The sequence below is a fragment of the Xanthomonas sp. NCPPB 1128 genome, assembly GCF_001043115.1.
Classification (GTDB): Bacteria; Pseudomonadota; Gammaproteobacteria; order Xanthomonadales; family Xanthomonadaceae; genus Xanthomonas_A.
Genome location: NZ_LFME01000014.1, coordinates 94999 through 107247 on the forward strand (window position 1 = coordinate 94999; position 12249 = coordinate 107247).

Consider the following 12249-nt stretch of genomic DNA (forward strand, 5'->3'; position numbering starts at 1 on the left):
ATGGAATTCCCGGTTGCCTGAAATGCAACGAAGCGCATCACAACATGCACCGCGGACGCCTGAACAGGGCGTTTAATTTATGGACTAGTCGGTTTGGGATTCAGGGCGAGTTCGGGTCGCTAACGGATAATTTACATATCGGCAGCGAACGGCCCCACGCCTCAGCGCCGACAAACCTAATAACGAAGGTACCCGATTATGAAGACCTCTCTGCTTGCTCTCGGCCTCCTGGCCACCCTGCCGTTCGCCGCTTCGGCTGCCGAAGGCCTTTCCTACAACTACGCCGAAGCCGGCTACGTCAAGACCGACGCCAATGGCGGCGACGCCGACGGCTGGGCGGTGAAGGGTTCCTACGCGTTCCACCCGAACTTCAGCGTGTTCGGCGACTTCAACCGCCAGAAGACCGACTTCGGCGACGTGCGCGTCGACCAGTGGCGCGTCGGCGCCGGCTACAACCACGAGATCGCGACCAGCACCGACCTGGTGACCCGCGTGGCCTACAACCGTTTCGCCCCGGAGTACGGCACCAAGTTCAACGGCTGGAGCGCCGAAGCGGGTATCCGCACCGCGTTCAACCCGTACCTGGAAGTCTATGTCCTGGGCGGTTACGAGGACTACCTGAAGAAGGACGGCATCAATCCGGAAGGCGAGTTCTACGGCCGTCTGGGTGCCCAGGCCAAGCTGAACCAGAACTGGGGCCTGAGCGCCGACCTGAAGATGGACCGCAACGGCGACAAGGAATGGTTCGTCGGCCCGCGCTTCAGCTGGTAAGCGTTCCCTAGCGCTGCGCGCGTCGTCTCTCTCCCGCCGCGCGCGGTTCGGAAAGCCCGGTCCCACGACCGGGCTTTTTTTTGCATGTCGATCCGGCCGTCGTCGGCGCGTCGGCGCGTCGGCGTGCGGAAACGAAAACGCCCGGCCAGAGACCGGACGTTCGCGTCTCCGGCAAGGCCGGATCAACTGAACAGAGTGGTCGGGTACTCGGGCTTCTGTTCGCGCGCCAGCAACTGCTGCAGGCCGACCGCCGGGGTCAGCTCGCCGTGCAGGACCGCACGCACCGCATTGGAGATCGGCAGGTCGATGCCGTGGCGTTCGGCCTGGCGCATCACCTCGTCGGCGGTCTGTACCGACTCGACCACCTGGCCAATGGCGCGCACCGCCTCCTGCAGCGGCTGCCCGCGGCCCAGCGCCAGGCCCAGCCGGCGGTTGCGCGACAGGTCGCCGGTGCAGGTCAGCACCAGATCGCCGAGCCCGGCCAGGCCCATCAGGGTTTCCGGCTTGGCGCCGATCGCCGCGGCCAGCCGCAGCATCTCGTTGAGGCCGCGGGTGATCAGGCCGGCCCGGGCATTGAGGCCCAGCTCCATGCCGTCGGCCACGCCGGTGGCCACCGCCAGCACGTTCTTCATCGCCCCGCCCAGCTCGGCGCCGACCATGTCGTCGCCGGTGTAGACACGGAAAGTCGGGCCGTGCATCGCGTCAGCGACCTGCTGCGCGAACGCGGCATCGCCGTGCACGGTCACCGCGGTCGGCAGGTCCAGGGCCACTTCCTTGGCGAAGGATGGGCCGGTCACGACCGCCAGCGGTACGTCCTCGCCGAGGATCTCCTGCGCCACTTCGTGCAGGAAACGCCCCGACCCGGGCTCGAAGCCCTTGGTCGCCCAGGCCACGCCAGCCTGCGCCGGGCGCAGCGGCGCCAGCTGGCGCAGGGTCTCGGTGAACGCATGCGACGGCACCACGACCAGGATCCAGTCGGCGCCGTCGATGGCCGCCGCCAGATCGGTGGTGGCCTGCAGGCCTTCCGGCAGCGCGATCCCCGGCAGATAACGCGGGTTCTCGTGGCGCTGCCCGATGGCCTCGGCGACCACGGCATCGCGGCCCCACAGCACGGTCGGATACCCGTGCCGTGCGGTCAGCGACGCCAGCGCCGTGCCCCAGGAGCCGGCGCCGAGGACGGCGATTTTCTTCTTGGCGTGATCGCGCATGCGCAACGGCGAACGCGCTCAGGCGTTGCCGGCCGGCTCCGAATCGGCCAGCGACTGGCCCTCGCCCTGCTGCGCGCGCTGGCGCAGGGTCTCGGCGTACAGGGCCTCGAAGTTGATCGGCTGCAGGAAGAACGGCGGGAAGCCGCCGGCCTGGATCAGGTCGCTGACCAGCGAACGCACGTACGGGAACAGGATGCTCGGGCACTGGGTGCCGAGCAGCACGTCCACCGCCTGCGGGTCCAGGCCGACCAGGCCGAACACGCCGGCCTGCTGCACTTCGGCCACATAGGCGGTCTTGCCGCCGGCGGTGCAGGTCAGGGTCACGGCCAGCACGACTTCGAAGGCCTGCTCGTTCAGCTGCTGCACGCGCTGGTTGAGGTTGAGCTGCAGTTCCGGCTGCGCGTTGTCGTTGAACACCGACGGCGCGTTGGGGGACTCGAAGGACACGTCCTTGACGTAGATCTTCTCGATGGTGAAAGCGGGACCGGCCGCGGCGTCGGCCGGCGCCGCGGCGCCGTTGTTGGTGAGGTCGGACATTGCTTGACTCCGGTGGATTCGGTAACAGAAAGAAACGGGATTATCACACGCCGGCCGCGACCCTCGAGGTCGGGCCGGACGCGGTGTCTCAGCGGCCCTTGACCAGCGGCAGCTCGGCCTGCTGCCAGGCGGCGATGCCGCCGTCGAGCACGTAGACCTGCTCGAAGCCGGCCTTCTTCAGCTGCTTGGCGGCGCCGTCGGCGGTGGTGCCGGTGCGGCAGACCAGCACCACCGGCTGCGTCTTGGCGTTGGCCACCAGCTTGTGCTCGGGACCGAACTGGCTGGCGGTGGCGTTGCGGCTGCCGGCGATGTGACCCTTCTCGAAATCGGCCGAGGCCGACAGGTCGACCAGCACCGCGTTGCCGGCGTTGATCAGGCGGGTCAATTCGGCCGGCCGCAGGCTCTTGTAGCCACGGAACAGGCGCGCCACTTCGGTGACGATCAGGGCGATGGTCAGGCCCACCAGGGCCAGGGCCAGCATCGGGTTGCGGCCGGCGAAGGCCAGCAGTTCTTCGAAGTTCACGGGACTCGGGGGCGGGAAGCGGGCGCCGATTGTCGCACAGCTCGGCGACCGCGCTACTGGCCGTTCCACAGGTCCGGCAGGCCGTCCTGCAGCCACCAGGTCTTGGCCTCGGGATCCCAGCGCCAGCGCTCGCGGTAGCGAACGATGCGCTCGGCCTGGGTATTGCGGTTGATCACGCCCAGTTCGATCTCGCGCAGCGCCTCGCCGTCGCCGACCGCGCCGCCGCCGACCTTGTAGGAGGAGACCTGGATCTGCCGGTAGCGCTCCAGTTGCAGGTCGGTCAGCGGGTGCGCCTGGCGGTAGGCCGGGTCCACCGCCTGCCAGGCGGTCTCGAACTCGCTCCAGCGGACCGCGGCGGCATAGGCGGTCTGCAGGTCGTCGAGCTTGCGCTGTTGCGCGCGGCTGCCGGCCACGGCCGCGCCGGTCCAGCCCAGCAGCAACAGCAGCGCGAGCGCACGGAACATCGAAGGCATGGTCGGGTCCAGGTGGCGGCGCGCGGCGCGCGCGATCCGCGCATCCTACCCTTTGGCGATGGCCACGAAGCGACCGCTCAAGGTCGCTGCCGCCGCCGTGCCGGGCGCACCGACCTGGGCCTGGACGCCGATGCGGGCGCGCCCGCGCTGGCGGAAGGTGTTCACGAATACCTCCCAGTCGCCCTCCGCATCGGCGTTGGCCTGGGCATGCAGATCGGCGTACAGCGGCGCCAGGTAGCGCACTTGGCTGTCGGCGACGTAGACGTCGGCCTGCAGCCCGGCGCGGTGCAGTTCGCAGTTGACCAGCCCCCAGCCGGCCAGGGTCATCACCGATCCCAGGCTGCCGCCGAAGGCATTGCCCTTGTCGTTGATGTTGGCCGTCAGCGGCGCGACCACGTGCAGGCGCTGGTCGGCATAGCCGTGCACGGCGACCTGCAGCGCCGCCACCGGCGGCATGGCCTGGAACTGCCGTTGCAACTGCTGCAGGAACGCCTCGATGGAAAGATCCGCTGCCATGGTGCGATTGTGCTGCCGGTGGGGGCTCGCATAATGCCTGGCATGAGCGCGCATGCAACCGCCGCCCCGGCCTGGACCCTGATCTCGCTGCGCCCGCAGGGCGAGCACGCAGCGCTGCGGCGGGCCGCGGCACGCTGTGGCGGGCGCGTGCTGGCGGTGTCGCCATGGCGGCTGCGGCCGCGCGCCGATCCCGCCACTCGCGCGGCGCTGGCCACGGCGCTGGCCGCACCGCGGGTCATCGTCAGCAGCCCGGCGGCGGTGCGCGCGGCCGCGGCGCTGCAGCCGCTGGCCGCACGCCCCGGCCAGTGTTGGCTGGCGGTGGGCGCGGGCACGGCGCACGCGTTGCGCCAGCACGGCATCGCCGAGGTGGCGACGCCGGCGCGGATGGACAGCGACGGGCTGCTGGCGTTGCCGGAGTTGGCTGCGCACGACCTGCCAGTGGGCCTGATCACTGCCCCCGGTGGCCGCGGCCTGATCGCCGCGCACCTGCAGGCGCGCGGCACCCCGCTGCTGCGCGCCGACGTGTACGTGCGCGAACCGGTCCGACTGCGTGCAGCCGACCTGGCGCGCCTGAGTGCGACCGCGCCCGGGGTGCTGGCGCTGAGCAGCGGCGAGGCGCTGCAACAGGTGCTGGCGCAGTTGCCCGAGGACCTGGCCCAGGCCTGGCGCGCGCGTCCGGTGGTCGCGGCCAGTGCGCGCTTGGCGACCCTGGCCGCAGACCTGGGATTCGTCGACGTCGTGCAGGCGGCCGGACCGATGCCGCAGCAATTGGTCGCCGCAGCGGCCGCGATCGTGACGCGCTCGCCACCTCGCTGAACGCGGGCCACCGCCCGGGTTGCGGCCGCAGTGCCGCTCACGCCATGCTCCGGCGGTGCCGCGCCGACCGCCGCCTTGCTCGCGACGGGCGACGGCCCTCAGGACGCTGCCGATGACCGACGAAATCCCGATCACGCCTCGCAGTTCCACACACTGGATCTGGTTGCTGCTGGTGCTCGCCACGCTGGCCGCGCTGGCGTTCGCCGGCTGGCGTTGCTGGGATTGGTGGCAGGCGCGCAGCGCACGCGAACTGGCCCAGCAATCGGACCTGCAGCAGCAACTGCAGGCCTTGCAGCAGGCCCAGGACAGTCTGCGCCGCGACCAGCGCGCCACCGTGCAGCGGCTGCAGGATGCGGCCAGCACCAACCGCGTGCTGCGCGACGAAATGCTCGGCCTGAGCCAGCGCAGCGCGCTGCTGGAGGCCAATGTCGCCAAGCTCGCCGATTCCAACCGCCACGGCGCGCAGGCGCTGCGCCTGGACGAGGTCGAGCTGCTGCTCAACCAGGGCCAGCAGCGACTGCTGCTGGCCGGCGACGCGGCCGGCGCGCGCCGCGCCTATGCCCTGGCCAGCGGCGTGCTGGATGGCATCGACGATCCGCAATTCCTCAACCTGCGCCAGGCGCTGCTGCAGGAACGCACCGCCCTGGATGCGCTGGGCGACGGACCGCAGGCGCGCCTGGCGGCGCAACTGGACGCCTTCGCTGCCAGCCTGGACAAGCTACCGACGCAATTGCCGGAGAGCGCGCAACAGCCGCTGTGGCAACGCCTGCTGGCGCCGCTGGTGAAGATCCGCCCCTCGCAGGGCGGCGTACTGGCCGCCGGCTCGGAGCGCGTCGCCGCCCACGATGCGCTGCAGCTCGACCTGACCCTGGCACGCGCGGCACTGGAACGCGGTGACACCCGCGGCTATCGCAGTGCACTGGCCGGCGCCGGGCGCTGGCTGTCGCGGCTGTGGCCGGAGTCGCCGCAGCTGCGCGAACGCCGCGCCGCGCTGCGCACGCTGGCCAACGCCGATCTGCGCCCGACCCTTCCCGAACTCGGAACCACCCTGCAACAGTTGCGCGCGATGCGCGACGCAAGGAGCCCGTCATGAAATCCCTCCGTTCCCTGATCGTGCTGTTGATCGTCATCGCGCTGGGCGTGATCGGTGCGCAATGGCTGGGGCAGGACCAGGTGCGCCAGCTCGGTGAGGTGATCGTGCGCGTCGGCGGCACCGATTACATCGCGTCGCTGCCGCAGGCCTCGCTGCTGCTGGTGATCGCATTCCTGGCGCTGTGGCTGGTGTGGAACGTACTCAGCTTCCCGTTCCGCGCGTGGGGCCGGCGCCGCCGCAAGCAGTCGCGCGCGCGCCTGCTCGACGGCTTGGCCGCAGCCCATGCGGGCCAGTGGACCCGGGCCGAGAAGCAACTCAATGCCGCCGCCGAAGACCCAGAGGTCAGCGCCATCGCGATGATCGCCGCGGTGCGCGCGGCCGATGCGCGCGGCGACCGCGAGGCGACCGAGCGCCACATGCGGCGCCTGGCCGAACGCGATGCCGCGGCGCATGCGCTGCTGCTGGCCGAACTGCACCTGGAGCAGCAGCGCCCGGTCGATGCGATCAATGCGCTGGACGTGGCCGCGGCGCAGCCGCTGCCGCCGCGCGGGCTGTTGCTGCGCACCGAGGCGCTGACCCGCATCGGCCGCGCCGGTGAGGCCTACGGCCAGCTCGGCGCGATCCGCCAGCAGCAGGCCTTGCCGCTGGAGGCGATCGCCACGCTGGAAACGCGCCTGGCCGCGGGCTCGCTGGACCAGGCCGGCGACGCCAATGCCCTGGCCGAGCGCTGGGAGAGCCTGCCCAAATCGCTGCGCAGCGAGCCGGCGGTGGTCGCCGCCTACGCGGTGCGCGCGGCGGCGCTGCGCTGGGACGATGCGGCGCTGCGCAGCCTGGAGCAGGCTCTGGACACGCGCTGGGACGAAGGGCTGGCCGCGCTGTACGGACGCCTACCGGTGGAGAAATACGATTCGCGCCGCGCCAGTGCGCAGCGCTGGCTGCAGGCGCATCCGGACAGCCCGGCGCTGCTGCTGACCCTGGCGCGCCTGGCCCGCCACCAGCAGCAGTGGCCGCAGGCCGAGGAATTCCTGCACCGCGCGCTGGCGCTCGGTGCCGGCGCCGAAGCCTGGGAAGTGTTCGGCGACGGTTATGCCGACGCCGGCGACATGCTCGCGGCGCAGCGCTGCTACGCCAATGCGCTGCGCGTGCAGCGCGGCGAACTCGCCCAGCCGTTGCCCGAGCCGGTCGCGCCGGTCGCGCCGGTGACCCCGATCGCGCCGGCGCCGGACAGCACGGAACGCCGCGACGACCATGGGTTCCCGCGACTGGAGGGTTGAGTCCGGCCGCTCCTACAGGATCCGTCCCGGCGTTGTTGGAGATGCCCGAGCCCACAAGACAAGACCGGGCACGCTGATCCGCGGCAAAAGCGCGTCATGATGCGTCCGGACGCGGCAGCGCACGCGCATCGCTCCTGGGCCGATCAGCGAACATCCCAGGAGCACGGCAGAGCGCATGGGGCGCGTCCTGTGTCCAGGCCAGCCGCGCGTCGGTCATCGAATCCGAAGGTAGGCCGGCCGCGTCCGTCCGGTCAGCGCCGCAAAGCCGGCGGCAGCGCCGGCAGGCGCGCCAGGAACGCGGGCGCCAGGCCCTTGTAGCGTGCATAGCGCTCGTCCATGCGCCGCGGCACCAGGATGCGCGCGCCGAACATGCCCCAGATCAGCATGACCAGGAACACGGCACCTCCCAGCCAGAACCCACTCTCGCCGCCGACGGCGAATCCCAGCAGCGGACCAACCAGGAAGGCACCGGCGATCAACAGGATGTACCGGTTGCGCCGGCGCCGATGCTCTGCGCACACCCCCAGCACGTGGCTGCTGCGCTTGCGCGCGACCAGCGCCGCGATCGCATAGACCAGGATGCTCACCAGGATCAGCGCGTACCAGCCCGGCGCGTGCCAGTAGAAGGTGCGCTTCTTGAGTTCGTCGTTGCGCAGCGCCGCCCCGCACTTCACGCAGTGCGGCGGGAACGGCGCGTCGCGCAGGCACAACAACTCGTTGCCGTCGCGCCACAACGTCTCGCCCGGCAACGGCGGCGGCAGGCTGGACGGACTGGCGACGCTGGGCGCCTGGTACGGATTGAAACTGCTCTGCTCGGTCATGGCCTGCGCCCCCTGCGCGCCGTGTCGCCCGCATGGCGCGGGCGAATCGGCGGGCATGGTAGCGCGGCGGATGCAGCGCGGTAAGCGCCAGCGGCGCTAGCGTTGGAAAGCGCCGAGACGCGTCCCTGGAAGGGTGCGGACACGCGTGCAGGCACGCGCGGACCCGGATCAGCGTTCGACGATCGCCACCACGCCCATGCCGCCGGCCGTGCAGATCGAGACGCGCGCGCGGCCGCCGCCGCGTTCGACCAGTTGCTTGGCGACGGTGGCGACGATGCGTGCGCCGGTCGCGGCGAACGGGTGGCCGGTGGCCAGCGACGAACCCACCGGGTTGATCTTGGCCGGATCGATCTGCCCCAGCGGCACGTCCAGGCCGAGCCGGGTGCGGCAGTAGTCCTCGCTCTCCCACGCGCGCAGGGTGCACAGCACCTGCGCGGCGAAGGCCTCGTGGATCTCGTAGATGTCGAAGTCCTGCAGGCGCAGGCCATGGCGCTTGAGCATCTCCGGTACGGCCACGGTCGGCGCCATCAACAGGCCTTCGCCGTGCACGAAATCCACCGCCGACACCTGCGCATCGCGCAGATAGGCCATCGGCACGTGGCCATGCGCCTGCGCCCATTCTTCCGAGGCCAGCAGCACCGCGGCGGCGCCATCGGTCAGCGGGGTCGAGTTGGCCGCGGTCAGGGTGCCGCGGCCGCTGACCTTGTCGAACGCCGGCTTCAGCGTGGCCAGCTTCTCCAGCGAGGTGTCCGCGCGCAGGATGTTGTCGCGCTCCACGCCGCGGAACGGCGCGATCAGGTCGGCGAAGAAGCCGCGCTCGTAGGCGGCGGCCAGCTTGTGGTGCGAGGACACCGCCCAGGCGTCCTGCGAATCGCGCGAGATGTTCCACTGCTTGGCCATGTCCTCGCAGTGGTCGCCCATGCTCTTGCCGGTGCGCGGCTCGGCCACGCCCGGGAACTCGGGCTTGAGCTCGGCGAACTTGAAGCCGCGGGTCAGCGCGCGCAGCTTGTCGCCGGTGCTCTTGGCGCGGTTGGCCGCCAGCAGCCGCGCGCGCAGCTTCTTGCCATAGACGATCGGCACCTCGGAGGTGGTATCCGAACCGCCGCCGATGCCCGACTCGATCTGCCCCAGCGCGATCTTGTTGGCCACGGTGATGAGGCTGTCCAGGCTGGTGCCGCAGGCGCGCTGCAGGGTGATGCCCGGGGTCAGCGGCGACAGCCCGGAGGACAGCGCCGCCTCGCGGCCCAGGTTCCAGTCGCTGGAATGCTTGATCACCGCGCCCATCGCCACTTCGCCCAGCTGCTGCCCGTGCAGCCCGTAACGCTCGACCAGCGCGCCCAGCGTGCGCACCGACATGCCGAGGTTCCCGACATCCGCGTACGCCGTGTTCTGCCGGCAAAACGGAATGCGGACGCCGCCGAGAATGGCGACGGGACGGGCTGCTGGCATGGGATTACCTCGCGCGAGGGGAGTCGGGGACATGGCCTGCACGTTAGCGCAGGCATAATGAAGCGAGTGTAGCTATGCGCCCGCGACGGGCCAACCGCCAATCCCCATGACTGAAGCCTTCGCCAACAGCCACACCCGCGCGGTGATCGCCCTGGAACTGTCCTCCGGGCGCGAACCGGCGCATCCGGCGCTGCCGCACGCGCAGGCCGCCGAGCTGGCCGAGAAGGTCGGTCGCGACCTGGCGCAATTGGTGCCAGCGGTGCGCGAGCTGGAGCTGAGCCTGGCCGGCGCGCATTTCGACCCGGCCGAAGCGCTGCGCCCGGGCTGGCCGCTGCACCGGCGCCTGGAGGAACTTGCTGCCCGTGCCCCTGGCCGTCACGACGGCCCGCGGCTGCTGGCGTTCGGCACCGATGCCGACGGCAGCGTGCCGCTGCCGTTCCAGGCCGACCCCGGCCTGCGTGGCGGCGCATTGCGGGTGGTGCCGTTCCTGCTGAGCGGCCCGGCCGACACCGTGCAGGCGGTGGCCGCGGCGCTGGAGGACGTGCTGCTGGCGCAGGGCATGGCCCACGCCGATACCGCGCTGCTGGCGCAGCAGGGCTTCGGCGCCCAGGTCGAGCACGCCCGCTACCTGACCGGCAACGACCTGGCGGCGATGATGTCGATGCAGTACGACAACCAGGGCCTGGCGCCGCTGTGGCCGCTGATCGAGACCGCCCTGCTGGCGCCGGACCAGGAAGAATGGCTGCAGGCCCCGCCCGAGCCGCTACTGCGCTACCGCGGCGGCGAAGTGCGCATGGCGCTGTTCGATCCGGCCAGCTGGTGCGCGCACTACGCCTACGACCGCCAGGACTGTGAGCGCCTGCAGCGGGTCTACGAGCAATACCTGGCGCGGCAGCGGCAGCTGGCCGCGGTGCTGGAGGCCCATGGTCTGCCGGTGCTGTATGTGCATTGCGAGAGCGGCCACGACGCCAGGCAGGCATTGTTGGCGGCCTGAGCCGCAAGACGCGTAGCGAACCAGCGCACATTCGCGGTGCGCTGATCGATGTGGCTATTCCAACCCCGAGAATGCAACGGCATTCGCAGCGCGTCGATGCGCCCTGAGCAGGTCGGTACAGGCTACCGGCGGCGGCATGCATGCCGCCGCCGGCACCGTTAAGCGCTTAGTGGCTACCGGCCGCAGCTGGCGCCGCCGCCGCGTCGCCCTTGATCACGCCGCAGGCCAGGCGGCCGCCGGCGTTGCCGGTGGGCTGGCTCTTGTAGTCGTCCGGGTCGGCGTGGACGATCACCGCGTGGTTGAGGATGTCGAAGCCGTCGCCCTTGCCGATGTTGACGTTGTTGGACACCGCCGCATCGATGGTCGCCTTGCCCTCGGCGTCGGCCTTGAGGTTTGGCATGTCGCCGCCGTGGTGCGGATCGCTGCCGACCTGGCCGTGCTCGGTCTTGGCCGGGTTGAAGTGGCCGCCGGCGCTGCTGCCGTCGGGCGCGCTGCAATCGCCGAACTCGTGGATGTGGAAGCCGTGCTCGCTGTTGGGCTTGAGCCCGGTGATGGTGCCGGTGACGTGCACGGCGCCGTCGACGGTGGTGAACTTGACCTCGCCGGCCACTTCGTTGCCCTGGGTCGGGCTGAGCGCGGCGCTGGCGCTGCCGCTGGCATTGGTCGCGGCCGGCGGTGCGCTCGCCGCGGGAGCGGCAGCAGGTTCGGGGGTCGCCGCCGGGGTGGCGGCGGGTTCTTCGCGCTTGCAGGCGCTCAGCGCCAGGGTGGTGGCCAGGAACAGCAGACTGGGAAGGGTACGACGCACGGGGGTTCTCCTTCGTTGCAGAGCCGCGGAATGCGGACGGACCTCCCAGGCGGACCCGGGCGGAAGTAGCGATGCGAGGTCAGCGCAGCGGGCGGATCACGCCGCAGGCCACGCGCGCGCCGGCATTGCCGGCCGGCTGGCTGCGGTAGTCGTCCGGATCGGCATGCGCGACCAGGGCGCGGCCGACGATGTCGTTGGCTGCGCCGCCGCCTAGCACCACGCCGTGCAGCAGCACGTCGATCTGCGCGGTGCCGTCGGCATTGGCGTTGAGGTTGTCCATATCGCCGGCGTGGTGCGGACCGTTGCCGGCGCGGCCATGTGGCGCGCCGAGCGGATTGAAATGGCCGCCGGCGCTGCTGGCGTCGGCCGCGCTGCAGTCGCCGCGTTCGTGCACGTGAAAAGCGAAGCTGCGGTTGGGCTGCAGGCCGCCGAGCGTGCCGGTGATGCGCACGCCGCCGGGGGCGGGAACCAGCGAGAGCTTGCCGCTGACCAGGCTGCCGGAGGCCGGCGCCAGCACCGCCTGTGCCTGCTGCACCGTACCGGCACTGGCCAACGGCGGCGCCTTGGGCGGCGGCGGTGGTGGGGCCTTGGGCGGCGCACTGCTGCACGCGGCCAGCATCAACAAGGCACTCGCGGCGAGGGGCAATCCATAACGCATCGACATCGACTCCTGTGGCAGGGCGAAACTAGAGGGGCAGCCGTGCAGACCCCATGAAGGCGCACGGGGCGCAGTCTAATCGGCGGGATTGGGGATTGGGGATTGGGGATTCGCAACGGCGAGGTACCGTGCGCGGACGGGTGCCTCCCGCTGCGTGGAACGCTTGCTGCGGCATGGCGTGACAGGGCAGTGCGCCGAGCCGCATGGCGCCCGCTTTTGCGAATCCCCAATCCCCAATCCCCAATCCCGCCCCTCAGCGCCTGCGCCGCCCCGGCCCCAGCTTGCGGGTGACGGTGTTGCCGCCCACGCCC

The 12249-nt window shown here is 71.0% G+C and carries 14 protein-coding genes; 5 read left to right on the forward strand and 9 right to left on the reverse strand.

Going from position 1 to position 12249, the window contains the following annotated elements; genetic code table 11:
* Positions 1-198 precede the first annotated feature (198 nt).
* Entirely contained in the window at positions 199-771 is a 573-nt protein-coding gene (locus ACP93_RS10920; protein WP_048490709.1) for an OmpO family porin, read from the forward strand.
* Between the two features lie 182 nt (positions 772-953).
* Here ACP93_RS10920 and ACP93_RS10925 read toward each other — a convergent pair whose 3' ends face one another.
* From ACP93_RS10925 to ACP93_RS10945, 5 genes are all read right to left on the reverse strand, one after another.
* A complete protein-coding gene (locus ACP93_RS10925) occupies positions 954-1979 on the reverse strand; it encodes an NAD(P)H-dependent glycerol-3-phosphate dehydrogenase (protein ID WP_048490710.1) in 1026 nt (341 codons plus the stop codon).
* Positions 1980-1997: 18 nt separating this feature from the next.
* The gene (gene secB / locus ACP93_RS10930; protein ID WP_017907745.1) at positions 1998-2516 is read right to left on the reverse strand and encodes a protein-export chaperone SecB; all 519 of its coding nucleotides are present in this window, start codon (positions 2514-2516) and stop codon (positions 1998-2000) included.
* Between the two features lie 88 nt (positions 2517-2604).
* Positions 2605-3039: a rhodanese-like domain-containing protein gene (locus ACP93_RS10935; protein WP_048490711.1), complete on the reverse strand. Its 435-nt coding sequence runs from the start codon at positions 3037-3039 to the stop codon at positions 2605-2607.
* Positions 3040-3092: 53 nt separating this feature from the next.
* The gene (locus ACP93_RS10940) at positions 3093-3512 is read right to left on the reverse strand and encodes a hypothetical protein (RefSeq protein WP_048490712.1); all 420 of its coding nucleotides are present in this window, start codon (positions 3510-3512) and stop codon (positions 3093-3095) included.
* A 45-nt stretch (positions 3513-3557) separates the two neighbouring features.
* Complete coding sequence (locus ACP93_RS10945) at positions 3558-4028, reverse strand: YiiD C-terminal domain-containing protein (RefSeq protein WP_048490713.1); 471 nt, start codon at positions 4026-4028, stop codon at positions 3558-3560.
* 33 nt (positions 4029-4061) lie between these two features.
* Here ACP93_RS10945 and ACP93_RS10950 point away from each other — a divergent pair, with 33 nt between their 5' ends.
* From ACP93_RS10950 to ACP93_RS10960, 3 genes are all read left to right on the forward strand, one after another.
* Positions 4062-4844: a uroporphyrinogen-III synthase gene (locus ACP93_RS10950; protein ID WP_048490714.1), complete on the forward strand. Its 783-nt coding sequence runs from the start codon at positions 4062-4064 to the stop codon at positions 4842-4844.
* 112 nt (positions 4845-4956) lie between these two features.
* A complete protein-coding gene (locus tag ACP93_RS10955; RefSeq protein ID WP_048490715.1) occupies positions 4957-5937 on the forward strand; it encodes a uroporphyrinogen-III C-methyltransferase in 981 nt (326 codons plus the stop codon).
* On the forward strand, positions 5934-7211 hold the full coding sequence (locus ACP93_RS10960) for a heme biosynthesis HemY N-terminal domain-containing protein (RefSeq protein WP_048490716.1): 1278 nt from the start codon (positions 5934-5936) through the stop codon (positions 7209-7211). The genes ACP93_RS10955 and ACP93_RS10960 overlap by 4 nt, the downstream gene beginning before the upstream one ends.
* 251 nt (positions 7212-7462) lie before the next feature.
* On the opposite strand, the gene ACP93_RS10965 is transcribed toward ACP93_RS10960, so the two are convergent.
* Positions 7463-8032 carry a hypothetical protein gene (locus ACP93_RS10965; RefSeq protein ID WP_048490717.1) on the reverse strand — a complete coding sequence of 190 codons (570 nt, stop codon included), beginning with the start codon at positions 8030-8032 and terminating at the stop codon, positions 7463-7465.
* A gap of 168 nt (positions 8033-8200) precedes the next feature.
* On the reverse strand, positions 8201-9481 hold the full coding sequence (locus tag ACP93_RS10970; protein ID WP_048490718.1) for an acetyl-CoA C-acetyltransferase: 1281 nt from the start codon (positions 9479-9481) through the stop codon (positions 8201-8203).
* A 106-nt stretch (positions 9482-9587) separates the two neighbouring features.
* Here ACP93_RS10970 and ACP93_RS10975 point away from each other — a divergent pair, with 106 nt between their 5' ends.
* Entirely contained in the window at positions 9588-10475 is an 888-nt protein-coding gene (locus ACP93_RS10975; RefSeq protein WP_048490719.1) for a hypothetical protein, read from the forward strand.
* Between the two features lie 166 nt (positions 10476-10641).
* On the opposite strand, the gene ACP93_RS10980 is transcribed toward ACP93_RS10975, so the two are convergent.
* Together ACP93_RS10980 and ACP93_RS10985 are read right to left on the reverse strand one after the other, a co-directional pair.
* Positions 10642-11280 carry a superoxide dismutase family protein gene (locus ACP93_RS10980; protein WP_048490720.1) on the reverse strand — a complete coding sequence of 213 codons (639 nt, stop codon included), beginning with the start codon at positions 11278-11280 and terminating at the stop codon, positions 10642-10644.
* Positions 11281-11359: 79 nt separating this feature from the next.
* A complete protein-coding gene (locus ACP93_RS10985) occupies positions 11360-11938 on the reverse strand; it encodes a superoxide dismutase family protein (RefSeq protein ID WP_048490733.1) in 579 nt (192 codons plus the stop codon).
* Between the last annotated feature and the right edge of the window lie 311 nt (positions 11939-12249).

What these genes read in the sequence shown, in the direction of transcription:
- ACP93_RS10920 (WP_048490709.1), top strand. Translation starts at nt 199, where the DNA reads ATGAAGACCTCTCTGCTTGCTCTCGGCCTCCTGGCCACCCTGCCGTTC.
- ACP93_RS10925 (WP_048490710.1), bottom strand. Translation starts at nt 1,979, where the DNA reads ATGCGCGATCACGCCAAGAAGAAAATCGCCGTCCTCGGCGCCGGCTCC.
- secB (WP_017907745.1), bottom strand. Translation starts at nt 2,516, where the DNA reads ATGTCCGACCTCACCAACAACGGCGCCGCGGCGCCGGCCGACGCCGCG.
- ACP93_RS10940 (WP_048490712.1), bottom strand. Translation starts at nt 3,512, where the DNA reads ATGCCTTCGATGTTCCGTGCGCTCGCGCTGCTGTTGCTGCTGGGCTGG.
- ACP93_RS10945 (WP_048490713.1), bottom strand. Translation starts at nt 4,028, where the DNA reads ATGGCAGCGGATCTTTCCATCGAGGCGTTCCTGCAGCAGTTGCAACGG.
- ACP93_RS10950 (WP_048490714.1), top strand. Translation starts at nt 4,062, where the DNA reads ATGCCTGGCATGAGCGCGCATGCAACCGCCGCCCCGGCCTGGACCCTG.
- ACP93_RS10955 (WP_048490715.1), top strand. Translation starts at nt 4,957, where the DNA reads ATGACCGACGAAATCCCGATCACGCCTCGCAGTTCCACACACTGGATC.
- ACP93_RS10960 (WP_048490716.1), top strand. Translation starts at nt 5,934, where the DNA reads ATGAAATCCCTCCGTTCCCTGATCGTGCTGTTGATCGTCATCGCGCTG.
- ACP93_RS10965 (WP_048490717.1), bottom strand. Translation starts at nt 8,032, where the DNA reads ATGACCGAGCAGAGCAGTTTCAATCCGTACCAGGCGCCCAGCGTCGCC.
- ACP93_RS10970 (WP_048490718.1), bottom strand. Translation starts at nt 9,481, where the DNA reads ATGCCAGCAGCCCGTCCCGTCGCCATTCTCGGCGGCGTCCGCATTCCG.
- ACP93_RS10975 (WP_048490719.1), top strand. Translation starts at nt 9,588, where the DNA reads ATGACTGAAGCCTTCGCCAACAGCCACACCCGCGCGGTGATCGCCCTG.
- ACP93_RS10985 (WP_048490733.1), bottom strand. Translation starts at nt 11,938, where the DNA reads ATGCGTTATGGATTGCCCCTCGCCGCGAGTGCCTTGTTGATGCTGGCC.